This is a genomic window from Curtobacterium sp. MCSS17_015 (assembly GCF_003234265.2).
Classification (GTDB): Bacteria; Actinomycetota; Actinomycetes; order Actinomycetales; family Microbacteriaceae; genus Curtobacterium.
Genome location: NZ_CP126256.1, coordinates 602,887 through 622,151, shown reverse-complemented (window position 1 = coordinate 622,151; position 19,265 = coordinate 602,887). Strand labels below are relative to the sequence as shown.

20 protein-coding genes are annotated in these 19,265 nt (G+C 70.4%); 10 read left to right on the top strand and 10 right to left on the bottom strand.

Going from position 1 to position 19,265, the window contains the following annotated elements:
• Nucleotides 1-11 precede the first annotated feature (11 nt).
• Complete coding sequence (locus DEJ18_RS02940; protein WP_111209487.1) at nt 12-1,214, bottom strand: SpoIIE family protein phosphatase; 1,203 nt, start codon at nt 1,212-1,214, stop codon at nt 12-14.
• A gap of 103 nt (nt 1,215-1,317) precedes the next feature.
• Here DEJ18_RS02940 and DEJ18_RS02935 point away from each other — a divergent pair, with 103 nt between their 5' ends.
• Complete coding sequence (locus tag DEJ18_RS02935) at nt 1,318-1,641, top strand: hypothetical protein (RefSeq protein ID WP_111209486.1); 324 nt, start codon at nt 1,318-1,320, stop codon at nt 1,639-1,641.
• A gap of 28 nt (nt 1,642-1,669) precedes the next feature.
• Here DEJ18_RS02935 and lepB read toward each other — a convergent pair whose 3' ends face one another.
• The gene (gene lepB, locus DEJ18_RS02930) at nt 1,670-2,353 is read right to left on the bottom strand and encodes a signal peptidase I (protein WP_111209714.1); all 684 of its coding nucleotides are present in this window, start codon (nt 2,351-2,353) and stop codon (nt 1,670-1,672) included.
• Nucleotides 2,350-2,505, bottom strand: a complete 156-nt coding sequence (locus DEJ18_RS02925; protein WP_181431155.1) for a hypothetical protein — start codon at nt 2,503-2,505, stop codon at nt 2,350-2,352. The genes lepB and DEJ18_RS02925 overlap by 4 nt, the downstream gene beginning before the upstream one ends.
• A gap of 106 nt (nt 2,506-2,611) precedes the next feature.
• Between DEJ18_RS02925 and DEJ18_RS02920 the strand changes: the two genes are divergently transcribed.
• Together DEJ18_RS02920 and DEJ18_RS02915 are read left to right on the top strand one after the other, a co-directional pair.
• Entirely contained in the window at nt 2,612-3,391 is a 780-nt protein-coding gene (locus DEJ18_RS02920; RefSeq protein WP_111209713.1) for an SDR family oxidoreductase, read from the top strand.
• A 42-nt stretch (nt 3,392-3,433) separates the two neighbouring features.
• Nucleotides 3,434-4,333 (top strand): VOC family protein, encoded by a 900-nt coding sequence (locus tag DEJ18_RS02915; RefSeq protein ID WP_111209485.1) that lies wholly within the window; start codon nt 3,434-3,436, stop codon nt 4,331-4,333.
• Between the two features lie 191 nt (nt 4,334-4,524).
• Here DEJ18_RS02915 and DEJ18_RS02910 read toward each other — a convergent pair whose 3' ends face one another.
• From DEJ18_RS02910 to DEJ18_RS02900, 3 genes are all read right to left on the bottom strand, one after another.
• Nucleotides 4,525-4,818, bottom strand: a complete 294-nt coding sequence (locus DEJ18_RS02910; protein ID WP_111209484.1) for a hypothetical protein — start codon at nt 4,816-4,818, stop codon at nt 4,525-4,527.
• 63 nt (nt 4,819-4,881) lie between these two features.
• Nucleotides 4,882-5,451, bottom strand: a complete 570-nt coding sequence (locus tag DEJ18_RS02905; protein ID WP_146241465.1) for a hypothetical protein — start codon at nt 5,449-5,451, stop codon at nt 4,882-4,884.
• Nucleotides 5,452-5,483: 32 nt separating this feature from the next.
• A complete protein-coding gene (locus DEJ18_RS02900; protein ID WP_146241464.1) occupies nt 5,484-5,771 on the bottom strand; it encodes a hypothetical protein in 288 nt (95 codons plus the stop codon).
• A 240-nt stretch (nt 5,772-6,011) separates the two neighbouring features.
• Here DEJ18_RS02900 and DEJ18_RS02895 point away from each other — a divergent pair, with 240 nt between their 5' ends.
• Nucleotides 6,012-6,578 carry a GNAT family N-acetyltransferase gene (locus tag DEJ18_RS02895; protein ID WP_181434108.1) on the top strand — a complete coding sequence of 189 codons (567 nt, stop codon included), beginning with the start codon at nt 6,012-6,014 and terminating at the stop codon, nt 6,576-6,578.
• Nucleotides 6,579-6,798: 220 nt separating this feature from the next.
• Here DEJ18_RS02895 and DEJ18_RS02890 read toward each other — a convergent pair whose 3' ends face one another.
• Complete coding sequence (locus DEJ18_RS02890; RefSeq protein ID WP_111209480.1) at nt 6,799-8,304, bottom strand: catalase; 1,506 nt, start codon at nt 8,302-8,304, stop codon at nt 6,799-6,801.
• Nucleotides 8,305-8,427: 123 nt separating this feature from the next.
• Nucleotides 8,428-8,916, bottom strand: a complete 489-nt coding sequence (locus DEJ18_RS02885) for a Fur family transcriptional regulator (RefSeq protein ID WP_111209479.1) — start codon at nt 8,914-8,916, stop codon at nt 8,428-8,430.
• A 164-nt stretch (nt 8,917-9,080) separates the two neighbouring features.
• Between DEJ18_RS02885 and DEJ18_RS02880 the strand changes: the two genes are divergently transcribed.
• Nucleotides 9,081-10,451 carry an acyltransferase family protein gene (locus DEJ18_RS02880; RefSeq protein WP_111209478.1) on the top strand — a complete coding sequence of 457 codons (1,371 nt, stop codon included), beginning with the start codon at nt 9,081-9,083 and terminating at the stop codon, nt 10,449-10,451.
• A 182-nt stretch (nt 10,452-10,633) separates the two neighbouring features.
• Here the strand turns inward: DEJ18_RS02880 and DEJ18_RS02875 are convergent, their stop codons facing one another.
• Both DEJ18_RS02875 and DEJ18_RS02870 read right to left on the bottom strand, forming a co-directional pair.
• Nucleotides 10,634-12,259, bottom strand: a complete 1,626-nt coding sequence (locus tag DEJ18_RS02875; RefSeq protein ID WP_111209712.1) for a DHA2 family efflux MFS transporter permease subunit — start codon at nt 12,257-12,259, stop codon at nt 10,634-10,636.
• Between the two features lie 23 nt (nt 12,260-12,282).
• Nucleotides 12,283-12,909, bottom strand: a complete 627-nt coding sequence (locus DEJ18_RS02870) for a PadR family transcriptional regulator (RefSeq protein WP_111209477.1) — start codon at nt 12,907-12,909, stop codon at nt 12,283-12,285.
• Nucleotides 12,910-13,069: 160 nt separating this feature from the next.
• On the opposite strand from DEJ18_RS02870, the gene purS reads away from it, so the two are divergent.
• The 5 genes from purS (at nt 13,070) to DEJ18_RS02845 (ending at nt 19,245) form a co-directional block, all read left to right on the top strand.
• The gene (purS, locus tag DEJ18_RS02865; protein WP_110823495.1) at nt 13,070-13,318 is read left to right on the top strand and encodes a phosphoribosylformylglycinamidine synthase subunit PurS; all 249 of its coding nucleotides are present in this window, start codon (nt 13,070-13,072) and stop codon (nt 13,316-13,318) included.
• Between the two features lie 2 nt (nt 13,319-13,320).
• Entirely contained in the window at nt 13,321-14,016 is a 696-nt protein-coding gene (purQ, locus tag DEJ18_RS02860) for a phosphoribosylformylglycinamidine synthase subunit PurQ (RefSeq protein WP_111074887.1), read from the top strand.
• A gap of 124 nt (nt 14,017-14,140) precedes the next feature.
• Nucleotides 14,141-15,895, top strand: a complete 1,755-nt coding sequence (locus DEJ18_RS02855; protein ID WP_146241463.1) for an ATP-binding protein — start codon at nt 14,141-14,143, stop codon at nt 15,893-15,895.
• Between the two features lie 27 nt (nt 15,896-15,922).
• Nucleotides 15,923-18,304: a phosphoribosylformylglycinamidine synthase subunit PurL gene (gene purL / locus DEJ18_RS02850; RefSeq protein WP_111209476.1), complete on the top strand. Its 2,382-nt coding sequence runs from the start codon at nt 15,923-15,925 to the stop codon at nt 18,302-18,304.
• A 5-nt stretch (nt 18,305-18,309) separates the two neighbouring features.
• On the top strand, nt 18,310-19,245 hold the full coding sequence (locus DEJ18_RS02845; RefSeq protein ID WP_111209475.1) for a 2-hydroxyacid dehydrogenase: 936 nt from the start codon (nt 18,310-18,312) through the stop codon (nt 19,243-19,245).
• The last annotated feature ends 20 nt before the right edge of the window (nt 19,246-19,265 follow it).

Genomic DNA, 19,265 nt, shown 5'->3' with positions numbered 1-19,265 from the left:
GGGCGGAGTGCTCAGGCGTCGCGCGACACGACGACGACGGTGAGGTCGTCGCCGGGGTCGTGCTCGAGCACGCGGCCTTGGACGCCGGCCAGGAACGTCGTCACGTCCGGCGCCGCCCGGTAGAGCGCCCCGAGTCGGGACAGGGACGCGAGCGTCGAGTCCCAGAGTTCGAGGGCACCGTCGCTGACGAGCAGCAGGGTGTCACCGGGTTCGAGCACGAGTTCGCCGGCAGCGCGGTCGATCCCGACCGGGTGGAGGCCGATCGGCAGGTCGACGGAGCGCAGGACCGACTCGGTCCCGTCGGCGTGCAGGTGCAGGACGAGGCCGTGACCGGCGTCGACGAACGCCAGGTGTCCGGTCGTGGTGTCGAGCCGACCGTGGAACAGGGTGGCGAAGGCCTCGGCGGCGCTGAGGTCCGGGGCGACCTGCTCCTCGAGTTCGGCGATCGCGGTGGACGGCTCCTCGTGGCACCGCGCGAGCAGTGCTCCGCGCATGCCCGCTGCCAGGAGTCCGGCGGCCATGCCCTTCCCCATCACGTCCGCGACGGTGAGGTCGACCGTGCCGTCGGCCGAGCGCCAGTCGTGGAAGTCGCCCGAGACGATGCCGTGCGGGATCGACGTCCCACCGATGGTCCACCCCGGCACGTCGATCATGCGGGGCTGCAGGCCGGACAGGACGGTGCGCAGCCGGTCGACGTCGAGCCCGGTGGCGAGTTCCCGCTCCGCCCAGAGGCCGAGTTCCTCGAGCAGGGCGACGTCGTCCGTGTCGAGCGCACGCGGACTCGGGTCGATGAGGCAGAGCGTCCCGACCTTCGTGGCGTCCGCTCCGACCCGGAGTGGGACCCCGGCGTAGAAGCGGACGTTGGGGTCGAGGTTGACCATCGGCAGGTCCGAGAACCGCTGGTCGGCACGCGCGTCCGGCACCACCACGGGGCCGTCCTGGTGCAGCGTCCGGCCGCAGAAGGTGTCCTGCAACGGCGTCGACCCGGGGAACACCTGGTCGGACTGCTGCGACTTGTGGAAGAGCTGGTCGTCGCCGGCCAGGTTGATGAAGGAACCCGCCACCCCGAACGCCTCGCGGGCGATCCGGGTGATGCGTTCGAACCGTTCCTCGGGCCCGCCGTCGATCACGTCGAGGGCGGCGAGGACCGCGGCACGCCGAGCCGCGCCGGGAGCGGAAGCGGGGATCGACTGCGCGACGTGCTCGGTGCTCATGACTCCACGCTAACGCGGATACCGGACACGCCCTCCCGGGCTCCGCACAACGCATGCCCCCAGTGGACGGGTCATCCCCGCGACCGGCGCGTAGCCTGACCGGGTGCTCCGTCGTGTGGTCCCCGTCTTCGCCCTCGGATGCGGCATCGTCGTCGCGCTCACCGGCTGCGGGGGCGTTGAGAACCCGACGGGGCGGGTGTCGGTCACGGTCTCGCCCGATGCCGCCGATCGGCCGTACCGGGTGCAGGTCGTCCTGCCGAACGGCGAGCCCTCGGCACGACAGCAGGTCTACCCGGGCGACACCGCCGACTTCGCCGGGATCCCGCTCGGAGACGTGACCGTCCGGGCCGGGGACCTCTGCTCCGGGAGGACGACCGTCGTGGCGGACCAGGTGGCGCGCGTGACCCTCACGGCCACCGGCTGCTGACCCGGCTCCGTCGGTCGTCGACCGGGGGTCAGGGGCCGCTCGGGTCGGGGTCGGGACCGCTGGTCGGGGTCGAGGACCGCGGGTCGGTGCCAGGGACCGCGTCCCACTCCTCGCCGTACCGGGACAGCACGGACCACCGGTCGACCGGCCACGTGATCACGAACGCCCGACCGACCACGTCGTCGACGGGCACGTTGCCGTGGATGCGCGAGTCGGCGGAGTCGTACCGGTTGTCACCCATGACCCAGAGGCGCCCGGCCGGCACGGTGATGGCGAAGTCCTCGCCCGACACCCGATCGACGTCGGGGGGCAGTCGCACGTACGGCTCGTCGACCGCGTGCCCGTTCACCGACAGCCGACCCTGGGCGTCGCAGCACTCGACCCGATCCCCGGGCAGTCCGATCACGCGCTTGATGAGGTCCTCGCCCTGCCCCGGCGCGAGCCACGCGTTCGGGTCCCGGAACACCACGACGTCACCGCGCTCGAGCGACATCACGTCGGGCACGAGCTCGTTCACCAGGACGCGGTCCCCGACGAGCAGGGTGTCCTCCATCGACTCCGACGGGATGTAGAACGACCGCACGAGGAACGCCTTCACCAGGAAGGACACGACCAGCGCCGCCACCACGATCACGACCAGGTCGCGCAGGAACCGCGTCGTCGATCGCCGGCGGGTCTGCTCGCTCGCGGTCGAGGGACCTGTCTCGCTCACGGCGTCACCACGACCGTCGCGACGGGCGCGACCGCGATCGAGACGGCCGGCACGGCGATCGCGCCGGAGGGGGACGGCCACGGCCGGTCACGGGCTCGCTCGATGGGCAGGTCCTGGGGTCGCGGTCGGCGGCCTCGGCGTTCAGGGGGCATCGGTCCATCTTGGCCCGTCCCGGCCGGGTCCGGCTGACGAGCACCCGGATGTGATGCCAAGGTGGTCAGGACCGCGCACCGCTGCACGGTCGGGATGGAGGCCCACATGACCGACCGCAGACCACTCGCCCTGGTGACCGGGGTGGGCCGACGGGCCGGCATCGGTGCCGCGATCGCGATCCGGCTCGCCACCGACGGCTGGGACCTCGCCATCAGCTGGTGGGGGCCGTACGACGAGCGGGTGCACGGGGGTGCCGACCCGGAGGGGGTGGACGCGGTCGTCGCGGAGTGTGTGGCGGCGGGGGCCGCCGTGACGCGCCTCCCGGTCGACCTGGCCGACCCGGAGCAGGCGGCCGCGCTCGTCGGCCGCGCCGAGGCCGAAGCCGGTGCGCCCGTGGCGGCCGTCGTCATGTCGCACTGCGAGTCGGTGGACTCCGACTTCGCGACGACGACCGTCGAGTCGTTCGACAAGCACCTGGCCGTGAACGTCCGCGCCCCGTTCCTCGTCGTCCAGGCGTACGCACGGCGACTGCGCGAGGGAGCCGACGCGCCGCTCGACCGGCGCCGGGTGATCGCGCTGACGAGCGACCACGTCGGGTTCAACCTGCCGTACGGCACGAGCAAGGGTGCGCTCGACCGGCTGATCGTCGGCGCGGCGATCGAACTCGGGGACGTGCGGGTCAGCGCGAACACCATCAACCCGGGGCCGAACGACACGGGATGGATGACGGACGAGATCCGGCAGGCGGCCGTCGACCAGACTCCGCTCGGCCGGCCGTCGATGCCCACGGACACGGCGGCGCTCGTCGGGTTCCTCTGCGGGCCGGACGGCGGGTGGGTGAACGGACAACTGCTCAAGACGGACGGGGGCTTCAGCGCGAAGTGACAACTCGTTGACGTGTCACCGAAGCGGGCGCAGACTGAGGGCATGCACTCGCAGGACCTCCTCGCCGCGGACACCGGGATGGGCGCCGTCACGCTCCGGGTCGCCGACCTCGACGCCATGACGGCGTACTACCGGGACGGCGTCCGGCTGACGGTGCTCGCGCAGGAGGGCGGTCGGGTGGTGCTCGGGCGCCCGGCGGCCGGGGAGGCCGCGGGAGGGCTCACCGTGCCGGTCCTGGTCCTCGAGCACGAGCCGTCGCTCCGGAACGCCAGCCCGGGGCAGGCCGGCCTGTTCCACACCGCCGTGCTCTTCGACACCCGGGCTGACCTCGCCGCGGCGCTGTACTCCGTCGCCACCGGCTACCCGCAGTCCTTCACCGGCAGCGCCGACCACCTGGTCAGCAACGCGTTCTACTTCTCCGATCCGGAGGGCAACGGCGTCGAGTTGTACTGGGACCGCGACCGGACGCAGTGGTCCTGGACGCACGGCTCGGTCGACATGGACACCGTGTACCTCGACCCGAACGCCTTCCTGCAGGAGCACCTGACGGCCGATGCTCTGGAGCACGCAGGTTCCCGGCCGGGCCGCGTCGGCCACGTGCACCTGTCGGTCGGGGACGTCGCCGCCGCGAAGGCGTTCTACGTCGACACGCTCGGCTTCGCCACGACCGCGGCGATGGGCGGGCAGGCACTGTTCGTCAGCGCCGGCGGGTACCACCACCACATGGCGATGAACACGTGGAACTCACGCGGGGCCGGACGCCGACAGCTCGCCCTGGGGCTGGGGCTCGTGCGCATCGAGGTGCCGGCCGCCGACGACCTCGGCGCGCTCACCGCGCGCATGCGGAACGCCGGCGTGCAGACCGCGGACGACGGCCGGACGGTCGCGTTCGAGGACCCCTGGGCGAACCGCATCGAGGTGACCACCGCCGGTCGCGGGTGAGTCGGCGGGCGCGAGCTGCGCCTCCCGGCTGGGGCGCGCGTGGTCCGTCCGTGTGCGCGGCCGGCGGGCCGGGTCGCGATCACGGCCGGAAGGCTCGTGTCGGCGTCCCGAGCCCGCTCGTGTCGGCGTCCCGAGCCCGCTCGTGTCGGCGTCCCGAGCCCGCTCGTGTCAGTGTCCCGTACCCGCTCGCGTCAGCGGGTGCGGAAGTAGCGGTGCAGCGCCCGCTCGCGGACGAGCGGGACGGCCGCCGCACCTCCTGTGACCGCTCCGACGAGTCCGAGCCCGCAGAGGAGCGCGGCGCCCTCGACGACGGGCAGTCCGTCACCGAACGGGAGGCCCCGGACCAGCACCACGGACACGGCGAGCGCCAGGACGGCGCCGATCGCACCCCACACGAGGTGCTGGACGGCGATGCCGAGTGCCTGCGCCGCGGTGCTGACGCCGACGTGCCGGTCGGAGGCGATCGACAGCCGCCGACAGAACACGGCAGCGCTCCCGACGACCAGCCCGAGTCCGAGCGCCGCGCCAGCTCCGAGTCCGAGTCCGGTTCATCCGTGCCGCCACAGTCCGAGCGGATCCAACCTGCACTGCACCGCTTCGGGTGCCCATTGGTCGTACGAGTAGACGCCCTTGTCGTCTTCATCCCGCCACTCGCGCTCGGAGTACGCCTTCGTCACGAGACCCGCCTTTTTGAGGCAGGCCACCGTGATCTCCGCATCATCCTGCTTCTCCGGATTCCGTCGGACCTCGTTGAACAAGTACGTGATGCTCCTGTCGAATCGAGTGGCGCATCGCTGCTTGGTTGCGAGGGCGGCATCGCTTTGTCCCACTTCATCACCATCCAGGGGCTGGATCTCCGCCGTACCGTCGTCGAGTTCGCGGTACCCGTAGCCCGCTTCAGCCATGCATTCCCGCATCTTCGCTTGCGCATCCGCCAGTTCCTTCGGCGTCACCACACCGTCCTCGAGGATGGCCAGCTCGTGATCGCTGGCGTCTGAGATCGCCGTAGCGAACTCATCTGCCCACGGCCCCGCCCCGAGGAGGGAGATCGGCCCGTCGCTGCCCCGCTCCGTACGCGACGCGCTGCACGCGCTCGCCGTGCTGATGAGAGCGCCCACGATCGCAACGACGCACCAGCGACCCCGGCTGATCACGCCGCTCGGATCATGCCGTACTGCGCGATCCCCGCCCAGCTGAACGATTCCCTCGACCAGCTGTTCGCACCCGCCCGGTTGCCGAGTTTCACGAGTCCGTTGCTCAACCGGTTGAAGTGCTGCGCAACTCCGCACCCCGTGTAGTTCTTCCCCTGTGACTGCGTGATCTGTCCCCAGCACGCCCGAGCCTCTGCCCCCGGTGCCGTCGCTGCGTCGACGGCGACGCCAGCACTCAGGACTGTCCCGACGCTTGCGACTCCGAGGATCAGCTTCGAGACCATCATGTTCGTTCCCCTCCATCGCCGCGACCGTCGCAGCGTGATGTGTAATGTATGAGCGTTCTCGGCCTGACGCAAGGGCTCATGCCGAATGTCGAATGGCCGACTTGCGGAGTGATTCCCGGTACTGCTCCACCCACGACCGATCTGCAACGGAGAACGGCACGATCCCGGAATGCCACTTTTCGGTACACGACATACGCGGGCGGTCAGTGCACGATGCGGTTCGCCGGGCAGGATGGTCGGATGACTGACGAAATCCGGTGGGAGGTGGTCGAGGAGAGCGCGCTGACGCTCATCGACCACGAAGCGATCGCGGCGATGCTGGCGCAGGCCTTCCCGGACTGGTCGCACTGGTACGTCGGCGGCCGGAGCTGGGCGGGGATGCAGCCCGAACGCCGGGTCATCGGGCGGACCGAGGACGGCGTCGTCCTGGCGCACGTCGGCATCCGGCGGATGTTCGTCACGGTCGGCGGCGAGGACGTCCTGGTCGGCGACACCGGCCTGGTCGGCGTCTCGCCGCGACTGCAGGGAACGGGCGTCGGCCGCGAGCTGATGGACCGCGTGCACGACGTCCTCGACGGGCTGCGCGTGCCGTACGGGTTCCTCGGCGCGGGTGAGGACCGGGTCCCCTTCTACGCCCACATGGGCTGGCACGAGTTCCCGGAGGCGATCGGCACCTTCAGTGCGTTCACGGCGGACGGTGCCGGGGTCGTGGAGACCGAGCAGGGCGGCTGGATGGTCCGACCCGTGACGGCCCGGCTCGAGGACTGGCCGGAGGGCCCGATCCTGCTCAACGGCCAGCAGGTCTGATCGCCCCCGTCCCGACGCGCCCGACCGCGGTCGCCGAGCGGTCAGGAACGGTCGCACCGGGCCTCCCGGGACGACAGGCCGTGACCGCTCCACGGCACTGCGCGGGACGTCCCGACCAGTCGGCGCTCCGCCCAGGGGCACCCGGCGACCGCCGGATCACGGACGGGAGGCGCGGTGCGAGTCCGACTCGCACCGCGCCTCCCGGCAGTTCCAGCGTCGACTACGCCTCGACGGCGACCTTCTCCGGGTCCTCGTTCGAGCCCGGCGCGCTCGGCGCGACCGCGGCGCGCACGCGCGCTCCGAGGTCGGGGTCGACGTTCGTCCAGTAGGCGAAGACGCGCTCGCGCAGGTCGTCGCGCGTCACCTTCGAGACGTGCCCGGCGATGTTGCCGACGAGACGCTCACGGGCGGCATCGTCGAGCACCTCGCGGTAGAGCGTGCCGGCCTGACCCCAGTCGTCGTCCTCCGGGTGCAGGGTGGCGGCGGAGCGCTGCAGCGCACCGTCGGACTCCCAGCCCGGCGCGTCGTCGGTCGCGTTCGGGTCGGCGTGGGCACCACCGAGCGAGTTCGGCGCGTACACCGGCACCTCGGACTTCTGGAAGTCGAAGCGCATGCCGCCGTCCTTCGAGTACGAGTGGACCTCGTTCTTCGGGGCGTTCACCGGCAGCTGCGCGTGGTTCGTGCCGACGCGGTAGCGGTGGGCGTCTGCGTAGCTGAAGATGCGCGCGAGGAGCATCTTGTCGGGGCTCGCCGCGATGCCGGGCACGAAGTTCGAGGGGGCGAAGGTCGCCTGCTCGATCTGCGCGAAGTAGTTCTCCGGGTTGCGGTTGAGCTCCATCGTGCCGACCTCGATGAGGGGGTAGTCCGCGTGCGGCCACACCTTCGTCAGGTCGAACGGGTTGAAGCGGTACTCCGCGGCGTCGTCGTACGGCATGACCTGCACCTTGAGGGTCCAGCGCGGGAAGTCCTGGCGCTCGATCGCGGCGTGCAGGTCACGGATGTGGAAGTCCGCGTCCTCGCCGGCGATGCGGTCGGCGTCCTCCTGCGTCAGGGTCTTGTGGCCCTGCTCGGTGATGAAGTGGTACTTCACCCAGAAGCGCTCGCCGTCGGCGTTGATCCACTGGTACGTGTGCGAGCCGAAGCCGTCCATGTTGCGCCAGCTGGCGGGCAGGCCGCGGTCACCCATGAGCCAGGTGACCTGGTGCGCCGATTCGGGCGACAGGGTCCAGAAGTCCCACTGCATGTCGTGGTCGCGCAGGTGGGAGCCCGGCAGGCGCTTCTGCGAGCGGATGAAGTCGGGGAACTTGATGCCGTCGCGGAGGAAGAACACGGGGGTGTTGTTGCCGACGAGGTCGTAGTTGCCCTCGCTCGTGTAGAACTTCAGCGCGAAGCCGCGGGGGTCGCGCCAGGTGTCGGGCGAGCCCTGCTCACCGGCGACGCTCGAGAACCGCGCGAGCATCTCGGTGGTCTGTCCGGGCTGGAGGAACGCGGCGCGCGTGTACCGCGAGACGTCGTGGGTGACGGTGAAGGTACCGAAGGCACCACCGCCCTTGGCGTGCACGACGCGCTCCGGGATCCGCTCCCGGTTGAACTGGGCGAGCTTCTCGACCAGGTAGTGGTCGTGCAGCGCGATCGGGCCGTCGGCCCCGACACCCATGGAGTGCTGGTCGCTGGAGACCGGAGCCCCGCTGTTGGTGGTGGTGGTGGGCGTGTTCTGGTCGGACACGGTTCCTCCTCGGTGGAACGGTTGGATCGGTCAGGGTGGCTCGGGTTGGTCTTCTGGGTACGGCGCTGGGCAGGGCACAGCGGACGTCCCGGGTTTGCCGGGAGGCCCGTGCTGCGCAGGCGCTCAGCTCGCGCTGGGTGCGACGGCGGTGGCGCTGGGCGCGACGGCGGGCGCGGCAGCCTCCGCCGTGTCGTCACGCTCGGCAGCGGCGCACTGCGCGCAGATGCCCCAGTAGGTGACCTCGGCGGTGGTGACCGCGAAGCCGTGGGTCTCGGACGGGGTCAGGCACGGCGCGTGGCCGACGGCGCAGTCCACGTCACCGATGGCGCCGCACATGGTGCAGACGATGTGGTGGTGGTTGTCCCCGGTGCGGCGCTCGTACCGTGCCGGGCTGCCGGCGGGTTCGATCCGGCGGACGAGCCCGGCGCCGGTCAAGGCGTTCAGCACGCCGTAGACCGCCTGGTGGCTCGTGGTCGGGAGTTCGGCCGCGAGCGCACTGACGAGGTCGTCGGCCGTGGTGTGCGGCGACGCCTCGATCGCGCGGAGTGCCGCGAGCCTCGGCGCGGTGACCCGGAGTCCGGCCCCGCGGAGGAGTTCGGTGTCGTCGACCATGCGGAGCCCTTCTCTTGCAGCGTTCAAGACAACGCTCACTGTACACGGCCGGCCCGTCCCCGCGGCCACGACACGTACGCGTTGCGGAATACGATGTGTCACGATCCGGTCGCGATCAGCTGAGCATCGCTCGGGACGGTGGGAACGGCCGGTAGCGTCCAGCCATGTCCATGCAGCAGGCCGACGCAGCGTCGGCGAACACCGCTCAGGACGTCCGGGGGACCATCGCGCAGCGGGACCTGGTCGTCGACCTCATCCGGACGGCCTGCGTCGTCCTCGTCGTCGTCGTGCACGTCACGATGGTCGGCGTCGCGTCCGATGCCGCCGGGATCCGGGTGACGAGCCCCCTGCAGCAACTGCCCTGGTACGTCGGCGCGACCTGGATCGGTCAGGTGATGCCGCTGTTCTTCGTGGTGGGCGGGTTCGCGAGCGCCCTGGGATGGCGCAGCACCGTCGCCCGCACGGATGCCTCCGGCAGCCCCGCGCGGGACTACGTCGCGACCCGGCTCGTGCGGCTGTTCCGGCCGGCGGTCCCCCTCTTCGTGGTGCTCGCGGTCGGACTCGGCATCGCCACGGCCGTCAACACGCCGGCCGAGCTGCTCGACGAACTCGCGTTCGGCATCGGGTCCCCGCTCTGGTTCCTCGCCGCCTACGGCATCACGCAGTGCTGCGTCCCCCTCATGGCCCGGCTGCACGCACGCGCGCCCTGGTGGACCCTCGTCGTGCTGCTCGTGCTCGCCGCCGTCGTCGACTCGGTCCGCCTAACGACCGGCGTCGCCGAGGTGGGGCTCCTCAACCTCGGCCCGGTGTGGCTGTTCGCGCAGCAGCTCGGGTTCCTGTGGGTCGACGGCTGGTTCGCCCGGCGGTCGCGCCTGGTGCTGCTCGGGATCGCGGGGTCCGCGTACGGCCTGCTCGTGCCCCTGACCTCCGTCGGCCTCTGGGCGCCGGACATGCTGCAGGACCTCAACCCGCCGATGCTCCCGCTGGCGTTCCTCGCCGTCGGGCAGGCCTGTCTCGTGCAGGTCGTGCACGCGCCGCTGACGAGGCTCATGCAGGCCCGTCCCGCGCAGGCCGTCGTGTTCCTGCTCGGTCGGGACGGCATGGCGATCTACCTCTGGCACCTGCCGCTGTTCATCCTGCTCAACGGGATCGGCCTGCTCGTCGGGCTGCCCTTCCCCGAGCCCGGCTCCGGGACGTGGTGGGCGACGCGGGTGATCGCGGTCGTGGTGCTCCTCGCGACGGCGCTCGGCGTGGCGCGGGCGGTCCGCCGCTTCGACCGGCCGCTCCCCCGCCTGGCTCCGGGGTCCGACCGCCCGACCTGGCCGGTCCTCGCGGTCGCAGCCATCTGCACGATCGGCCCGGCCTTCGCGGTCATGCAACTGCACCTGTCGTTCCCGATCGCACTCGTCGGTGCCGTCCTGATCCCGGCGGGCGTGTGGCTGCTGACGCGCACGGTGCCGACCCGGCGCGTGGCGACCGTGTCCGGGTCCTCGTCCACCGGAGTCGGGCCGGGCCTCCCGTCCCGAGAGCACTGACGCCCACCGCGGTCTCCGGGACGACGAGCCCGGCCGGCAGCTGCCGGACGGTGAGCCGGGAGCGGCGGCGGGCGTTGCTCGGCACGGCGGACACGACGCGAGCCCCGGCCCCTCGAGCGAGGGACCGGGGCTCGCGGTCCGTGGCCGGCGTCCGGCGTCCGGCGGCCAGCGGAACGGGGCGACTACGCGCCGACGTGCCTGCCGTGGTGGTCGTCGGCGGCGGGCTCGTCCGCGGCGGTCGCCGGGGCCGGTGCGGACGCGTGGGCACCGACGTGCTCGCGCGCACCGGCACCTGCCTGATCGGCGCCGGCCTGCTCCCCGTCCGGCTGGGTGGCGACGGACCCGGTCTGCTTCCACGCCACGGTCTGCTTCGGCTTCGTCAGGAACAGGGCCGCGACGATCGCCGCGATGAGGACGACGGCCGGCAGGACCAACGACTGGCCCATCGCCCGCGAGAACGGGTCGAGCAGGAAGCCCGGCAGCGACCCCGTCTGCTCGGCGCTGATCCCGGACCCACCGGACTGGCTCGGGAACTCCGCGCGGATGCGGGCCTCCATGAGGGCGGCGATGCCGGCGGAGCCGAGCACGGCACCGATCTGACGGGTCGTGTTGTAGACGCCCGAGCCGGCGCCGGCGAGACGCGGCGGCAGGTTGCGCGTGGCGGAGACGGAGAGCGGTCCCCACATGCAGGCGTTCGCGAGCCCGAGGAGCGCGCTCGGCAGGAGCACCCAGCCCCAGTCGGCGTTCGCGGCGATGAGCGCGCCGAACCAGAACAGTCCGCCGGAGAAGCAGGCGAGGCCGAACGATGCGACCCAGCGCGGGTTCCAGATGTTGAGCCGCTTGCCGACGTAGGGCGCGAGCGCGGCCGAGAGGACGGCCTGCGGGACCAGGAGGAGCGCGGCCTGCGTCGGCGAGAACCGGAGCACGTCCTGCGCCCACAGCATGATCGGCAGCGCGAAGGACGCGATGGCGACGCCGACCGCGGTGATCGCGATGTTGGCGAGGGTGAAGTTGCGGTCCGTGAACAGGCCGAGCGGGAGGAGCGGCTCCCCCTTCTGCACGCCCTGCCAGACGACGAACGCAGCGAGGACCACGATGCCGGCGATGATGAGCGACCAGACGGAGATCGGACCGGTGATGGTGCCCCAGTCGTAGGTCTCGCCCTCCTGGATGCCGAAGACGAGCAGGAAGAGCCCGACCGCGGACAGCACGACGCCGAGCAGGTCGAAGCGGTGACGGTTCGTGGCGAAGGACGGCACGAACTTCTGCGCGAGCACGAACGCGACGACGCCGACGGGGACGTTCACGAAGAAGATCCACTCCCAGCCGAAGCCGTCGACGAGCAGGCCGCCGAGGATCGGGCCGACGAGCGAGGCGACACCGGCGACGGCGCCCCACAGGCCCATCGCGGCACCGCGGTTCTGCGGCGGGAAGATGCGGGTGATGACGGCCATCGTCTGCGGGGTCATCATCGCGGCACCGAGGCCCTGCACGACGCGGGCGAGGATGAGCACCTCGATCGAGCCTGCGAGTCCGCACCAGAGGCTGGCGAGGGTGAACACGACGAGGCCGACCTGGTACAGCACCTTCGGGCCGAAGCGGTCACCGAGACGGCCCGTGATGAGCAGCGGGACGGCGTACGCGAGCAGGTACGCGCTCGTCACCCAGATGACGGCGTTGATGTCGGCGTCGAGGGCCTGGGAGATGGTCGGCGTCGCGACCGAGACGATCGTCGAGTCGACCAGGATCATGAAGAAGCCGACGACGAGCGCCCAGAGCGCTGGCCACGGCTTCTTGCCGTGCTCCAGGTCGGCGGCGGTGGAGGCGGATGTCATCGAGTGGTGTCCTTGCTGTTGCTGTTCATCGTGGTGTCTGCGGGGGCGTCGGCTCCGGCGTCCGGACCACCCCAGGGGACGTCGCCGCGCTGGATGCGCTCGACGGTGGCGTGCAACCACTCGATCTGCGCGGTGAGCATGGCACGGACGTACGACACGTCCAGCCAGTAGCGCTCCGGCAGGTCCTTGGCGGTCACGACGCCGAGGATCTCGTCGGTGTCGGCCCGCCTGCCCTCCAGCGCCGCCGCCCGCGCGGTCAGTGCTGCGACCGCCTCGGCGAGCGAGATGTTCTCGATCTCGGCGACGGCCAGGTGGAAGACCGGGTACTCGTCGGCGGGCTCGGCGAGCAGGTGGAGCAGCCCGTCGTGGAGGACCGTCCTGCCCTGGTCCGTGATGGCGTACGTCGTGCGCTCCGGCCGGTTGCCGCCGCGGTCGGTCCCGACGGCCTCGGCCAAGCCCAGGTCGACGAGCCGTCCGACCTGGTGGTAGAGCGTGCCGGGGCGGACCTTGACGTTCCGGGCGTCACGCCGGTGGACCATCGTCTGGAACATCTCGTACGGGTGCGCGGGTCCCTCGTTGAGGAGCCCGAGCGCCGCGTACGCGAGCGGCGTGAGGTCCGGCACCGTGCCTCCGGGAGATGAGTGGCCGTACAGGATGATCGAAGCGGAATGTTCGAGTTGGAATAGTACGTCGCGGAACGGTTCCCCACAAGCGCTGGGGCCGGTCCCGAGCGGCACCTAGACTGTTCTCGTCCCCACCCGACCCCTGTGCTGGAGTGAACACGTGCCAACGATCGTCGTCGAGGTCATGCCGAAGGCCGAGATCCTCGACCCCCAGGGCAAGGCGGTGGGCAACGCCCTCGCCCGCCTCGGCAAGAACGACCTGACCAACGTCCGCATCGGCAAGCGATTCGAGGTGTCGGTCGACGGTCCCGTCGACGACGCCAAGCTCGCCGAGGTCCGCGAGATCGCGGTCGACGTCTTCTCGAACGCCGTCATCGAGGACGTCGTCTCCGTCAGCGTGGTCGAGTGACGATGCGCATCGGCGTCATCACCTTCCCCGGCTCGCTCGACGACCGCGACGCCCAGCGCGCCGTCCGTCTCGCCGGAGCCGAGCCCGTCGCGCTCTGGCACGGCGACCACGACCTGCAGGGCGTCGACGCGATCGTCCTCCCCGGCGGGTTCTCCTACGGCGACTACCTGCGTGCGGGTGCGATCGCCGCCAAGGCCCCGATCATGGCCGAGGTCATCGACGTCGCGGGCAAGGGGATGCCGGTCCTCGGCATCTGCAACGGCTTCCAGATGCTGGCCGAGGCCCGTCTGGTCCCCGGAGCACACACCCGGAACGCCCACCAGCAGTTCATCCGGCGCGACCAGGTGCTCCGTGTCGAGAACGCCGACACCGCCTGGACCTCCGGCTTCGACGCGCAGCAGGAGATCACCATCCCGCTGAAGAACGCCGACGGCCGGTTCGTCGCCGACGCGGACGAGATCAAGCGCATCGAGGACAACGGCCAGGTCGTGTTCCGCTACGTCGGCGTCAACCCGAACGGGTCGATCGACGACATCGCCGGTGTCTCGAACGAGCGCGGCAACGTCGTCGGCCTCATGCCGCACCCCGAGCACGCCACGGAGCCCGGGTTCGGCCCGGACACCCGCGCTGCCATGGCCTCCGGCACGGACGGCCTCACCTTCTTCACCTCCGTGATCGAGCGCGCGCTCGTCAAGTGACCGTTTCGCCCTCACTTCGTCACTCATGTCAGTGATGTGAGTGACGCGCTCAGTGATACAGTGACGACACTGAAGCGAAGTGAGGCCGACGGTGGAGACCAGTCAAGGGGACCTAGCGTCCGTCGTGGCACTGCTTCGTATGGCAGCTACGGACAGTGAGCAGATCGAGGCCAAGGCCGCGGTCCACGGCCTACCGAGAACCATCTGGACCACAGTCAGTGCGTTCGCGAACGGCAGCGGCGGTCTCATCATCCTCGGACTCGACGAGAAGTCCGGCTTCCTGCCCGCAGAGGGCTTCGACGCTTCAGTGACGCAGGACCGTGTAGCAGACGGATTCAGGCCGCGGAGTGCTCAGGAACCGCCAGGTCCCCTCACCCCGCCTCCGCACGCCTCCATCACGATCGCCGACGTTGACGGTGCTCCTGTGGTGCTCGTCGACGTCCATGAAGCGGCTGTGACCGACAAACCGACGTACGTCACGACACAAGGCCCGGAGAACGGCACGTACGAACGCGTCGGCGACGGCGACCGGCGGATGAGTCGGTACGGCGTCTATCTCCTCAGCAGTGATGTCCGACAACCCGCTGACGACCGCGCCGAGATCGTAGGCACGAGCATCGACGATCTCGAACCTGGCGCAATCCGTCGCTTCATCGAACGTGTTCGAACGCGTCGACCGCGAGCAGTCGCGGACGCGCGCACCGACGAGGAAGTACTCCGTCGTTTCAACGTGATCACCGCTGGTGGGACGCCGACGCTCGCTGGGCTCCTGACGCTCGGCAAGTACCCCCAGGAACAGTTCCCGCAGTTGGTGATCACCTTCGCGTCCTACCCGTCGGTCACGAAAGCCGCGGCGACCGGGGACATCCGCATGCTGGATCGCCGAACACTGGATGGTCCGATCCCGGACATGATCGATGACGCCGTTCGTGTCGTTGATGAGAACCTGCGACATCGAAGGGTCAGTGCGGTCGGCGCCGGTGCTCGCGACGTCCCTGAGATCCCACTCGATGCAGTACGAGAAGCGGTGACGAACGCGGTGTCGCATCGGGACTACAGCGACTGGGCCAAAGGCGCGCAGGTTCAAGTCGAGCTCTACGCTGATCGGCTCGAGGTCAACAACCCCGGCGGTATCTGGGGAGGACGGAACATCACCGACTTGTACGACGGGGAGTCGCGATCACGGAACGCCGTACTCGCGTCACTCCTCACGGAGGTACCCCTGCGCGGTAGAGATGAAACCGTGTCAGAGAATGCGGGATCAGGGATCCCGCGAATGACCGGCGTGCTTGAACGCGAGGGTCTGGCAGCCCCGAAGTTCAGTGACGACCGCACAGCCATGACGGTCACTCTCGACCGGCATGGGCTCCTCGACCCCGAGATGGACGCGTGGCTGACGCAGGTCGGGGCCGCTGATCTCCCGGAGGACCAGAGGCGAACGCTCGCCCTCGTCCACTCCGGAAGAATAGTCGACGACCACCTGCTGGAGATCCAGCTCGGGATCGATCGGCGCTCAGCCCGTGACACACTCGACACCCTCGTGCACCGGGGTTGGCTGCAGTACCCGAAACGAGTCGGAGCTGGGTACACGCCAGCCACCCTTCTCCTGGACGCAGAACTCCTCGGCGGCGACCTGCTCGAGATCTTCCACGAGGTTCCGGAAACGCGGGGTCTGTCGCCTGAAGAGCGGATCATCGAAGCGCTACGGAACGCCGGGGAACTCAGCATCCACGAACTCGCCGAGCGGACCACGCTGTCGATTCCCACCCTGCGACAGAAGCTCCGCGTATTGATCGATCAAGAGGTCGTGTGGCCGACGGCGCTCCCGCAGAGCCGGAATCGACGGTACCAACTCCGCCGATCCCCACGAACCGGGTAGGGCAGCGCTCCCCTTTAAGATGGCGCTGTGACCACACACGTGCGACCGAAGCCCGACACCGTCCAGGACGCCGCCGAGACGCCCGACAAGGAGCAGCCGTACGCGGCACTCGGGCTCAAGGCCGACGAGTACGCCGAGATCCGCGAGATCCTCGGCCGCCGACCCACCTCGGGCGAGCTGGCGATGTACTCCGTCATGTGGTCGGAGCACTGCTCGTACAAGTCGAGCAAGAACTACCTCCGGCAGTTCGGCCAGAAGGTCACGCCGGAGATGAAGAAGAACCTCATGGTCGGCATGGGCGAGAACGCGGGTGTCGTCGACGTGGGTGACGGTTGGGCGGTGACCTTCAAGGTCGAGTCGCACAACCACCCGTCCTACGTCGAGCCGTACCAGGGCGCCGCCACGGGAGTCGGCGGCATCGTCCGCGACATCATCTCGATGGGTGCCCGTCCGGTGGCGGTGATGGACCAGCTGCGCTTCGGTGCGATCGACCACGAGGACACCGCCCGGGTCGTGCACGGGGTCGTCGGTGGTATCTCGTTCTACGGCAACTGCCTCGGCCTGCCGAACATCGGCGGCGAGACCTACTTCGACCCGGTGTACCAGGGCAACCCGCTGGTGAACGCGCTGGCGGTCGGCGTCCTCCGCCACGAGGACCTGCACCTCGCCAACGCCTCCGGCGCGGGCAACAAGGTCGTGCTCTTCGGTGCCCGCACGGGTGGCGACGGCATCGGCGGCGCGTCGATCCTGGCGTCCGACACCTTCACCGAGGGCGGCCCGACCAAGCGCCCGGCCGTCCAGGTGGGCGACCCGTTCGCCGAGAAGGTCCTCATCGAGTGCTGCCTCGAGCTCTTCCAGAAGGAGCTCGTCGAGGGCATCCAGGACCTCGGCGCCGCGGGCATCTCCTGCGCGACGAGCGAGCTCGCGAGCAACGGAGACGGTGGGATGCACATCTCCCTCGACGACGTCCTGCTGCGCGACCCGTCGCTCACGGCAGAGGAGATCCTCATGTCGGAGAGCCAGGAGCGCATGATGGCGGTCGTCCGCCCCGAGAAGCTCGACGCGTTCCTCGCGGTCGTCGGCAAGTGGGAGGTCGAGACCAGCGTCCTCGGCGAGGTCACCGGTACCGGCCGCCTCGTCATCGACTGGCAGGGCCAGGAGATCGTCAACGTCGACCCGCGCACCGTCGCGGTCGACGGCCCCGTGTACGACCGCCCCGTCGCCTACCCGACGTGGATCGACGCGCTGCAGGCCGACGGCGCCGAGTCGCTCGACCGTCCGGAGACGGGCCCCGCGCTCAAGGCGCAGTTCCTGCAGCTGCTCGGGTCCCCGAACCTGTCGGACAAGCGCTGGGTCACGAACCAGTACGACACGTACGTGCTCGGCAACACCGCGCTCGCCTTCCCCGACGACGGCGGCATGATCCGTGTCGACGAGGAGACCGGCCTGGGCGTCGCCATCGCGACGGACGCCAACGGCCGGTACTGCCAGCTCGACCCGAAGCAGGGCGCTCGCCTCGCCCTGGCCGAGGCCTACCGCAACGTCGCCGTCACCGGCGCCGTCCCCGCCGCGGTGACCGACTGCCTGAACTTCGGGTCGCCGGAGAACCCCGAGGTCATGTGGCAGTTCTCGGAGGCCGTCGAAGGCCTCGCGGACGGCTGCATGGAACTCGGTATCCCGGTCACCGGTGGCAACGTGTCGTTCTACAACCAGACCGGTGACACCCCGATCCACCCGACGCCCGTCGTCGGTGTGCTCGGCGTGATCGACGACGTCGCCAAGCGCATCCCCTCGGGCTGGCAGGACGACGGCCACAACATCTACCTGCTCGGCACGACGAGCCTCGAGCTCGACGGCTCGGCGTGGGCCGGCACCGTGCACGGGCACCTCGGCGGACGCCCGCCGGCGGTGGATCTGCAGCGTGAGAAGGCACTGGCGGAGCTCATCGCCGCCGCTGCCGACGAGCAGCTGCTGACGAGCGCGCACGACCTGGCGGACGGCGGCCTCGGCCAGACCCTCGCCGAGTCGGTCCTGCGTTTCGGGCTCGGCGCCCGCGTCGTGCTCGACGAGCTCGAGTCCCGTGACGGCGTGGACACCGCGACCGCGCTGTTCTCGGAGTCGACCGGTCGCGTGATCGTGACCGTCCGCCGCGAGGACGACGTCCGTTTCCAGGGCCTGTGCAACGGTCGGGGCTACCCGGTCCTGCGCATCGGCGTGACGGATGCGGCATCTGACTCCCTCGAGGTCCAGGGTGCGTTCGAGGCGACGATCGACGAGCTCCGCGGTGCCCACGGCGCCACGCTGCCGTCGCACTTCGGTGACGTCATCCAGGAGAACGTGACCGAGGGCTACATCGGTCGTGGGCCGCTCGACGACCACGGCGCGTTCTCGCCCCGCACGGACGCCTGAGCACGGTGCCGATCGTCACGCTGCCCTTCCAGGAACTGGTCGACCGGTTCGGCCCGGTGCCGGACGGCATCGAACTCGACGTCTGGGACGTCGAAGCGCCGCACCCCCGGGCCGACGAGGTCGCCATCGCCTTCCTGCCGTTCTACTTCGGCGGACGGCACCGGTGGCAGTACGTGCACGACCTGCCGAACCTCGAGCTGCTGCAGCTGCCGAGCGCCGGGTACGAGTGGGCGATCCCGCACGTGCCCGGCCACGCGCACCTGGCGAACGGCCGGGGCATCCACGACGACGAGACGGCCGAACTGGCAGTCGGTCTCGCACTGACGTCCCTCCGCGAGATCTCGGCGTTCCAGTTCGACCGGACCGAGCAGCGATGGGACTCGCGCGAAACCCGTTCCCTGGCCGACCGTCGGGTGACCGTGGTCGGCTACGGTGCGATCGGCTCCGCCATCGCGACGCGGTTCGAGGCGTTCCGCACCGAGGTGACCGTGGTGGCCCGGACCGCACGGGAGCAGGACGGCCGGCAGGTGCACGCGTTCGGTGACCTGCCCGAGCTCGCCCGCACCACCGACGTACTCGTGCTCATCACGCCGCTCACCGACGAGACCGAGGGACTGGTGGACGCGCGGATCCTGGCAGCGCTGCCCGACGGCGCCCTCCTGGTGAACGTGGCGCGCGGCAAGGTCGTGGACACCGACGCCCTGGTCGCCGAGCTGCGGTCCGGCCGACTGTCGGCGGCGCTCGACGTCACGGACCCGGAGCCCCTGCCCGCCGGTCATGCGCTGTGGACGACGCCGAACACCGTGCTCACGCCGCACGTCGGGGGCAACACGGACCTCAGCGTGCCGCGATCGCTCGACCTGGTGCGCCGGCAGGTGTCGGCGTTCGCCGAGGGTCGACCGTTCGAGAACCTCGTCGAGGTCCCGGTCCGCCAGGCCTGACCGGGGTGAACCCCGGTCGG

What these genes read in the sequence shown, in the direction of transcription:
- DEJ18_RS02940 (WP_111209487.1), bottom strand. Translation starts at nt 1,214, where the DNA reads ATGAGCACCGAGCACGTCGCGCAGTCGATCCCCGCTTCCGCTCCCGGC.
- DEJ18_RS02925 (WP_181431155.1), bottom strand. Translation starts at nt 2,505, where the DNA reads ATGCCCCCTGAACGCCGAGGCCGCCGACCGCGACCCCAGGACCTGCCC.
- DEJ18_RS02920 (WP_111209713.1), top strand. Translation starts at nt 2,612, where the DNA reads ATGACCGACCGCAGACCACTCGCCCTGGTGACCGGGGTGGGCCGACGG.
- DEJ18_RS02915 (WP_111209485.1), top strand. Translation starts at nt 3,434, where the DNA reads ATGCACTCGCAGGACCTCCTCGCCGCGGACACCGGGATGGGCGCCGTC.
- DEJ18_RS02900 (WP_146241464.1), bottom strand. Translation starts at nt 5,771, where the DNA reads ATGATGGTCTCGAAGCTGATCCTCGGAGTCGCAAGCGTCGGGACAGTC.
- DEJ18_RS02895 (WP_181434108.1), top strand. Translation starts at nt 6,012, where the DNA reads ATGACTGACGAAATCCGGTGGGAGGTGGTCGAGGAGAGCGCGCTGACG.
- DEJ18_RS02885 (WP_111209479.1), bottom strand. Translation starts at nt 8,916, where the DNA reads ATGGTCGACGACACCGAACTCCTCCGCGGGGCCGGACTCCGGGTCACC.
- DEJ18_RS02880 (WP_111209478.1), top strand. Translation starts at nt 9,081, where the DNA reads ATGTCCATGCAGCAGGCCGACGCAGCGTCGGCGAACACCGCTCAGGAC.
- purQ (WP_111074887.1), top strand. Translation starts at nt 13,321, where the DNA reads ATGCGCATCGGCGTCATCACCTTCCCCGGCTCGCTCGACGACCGCGAC.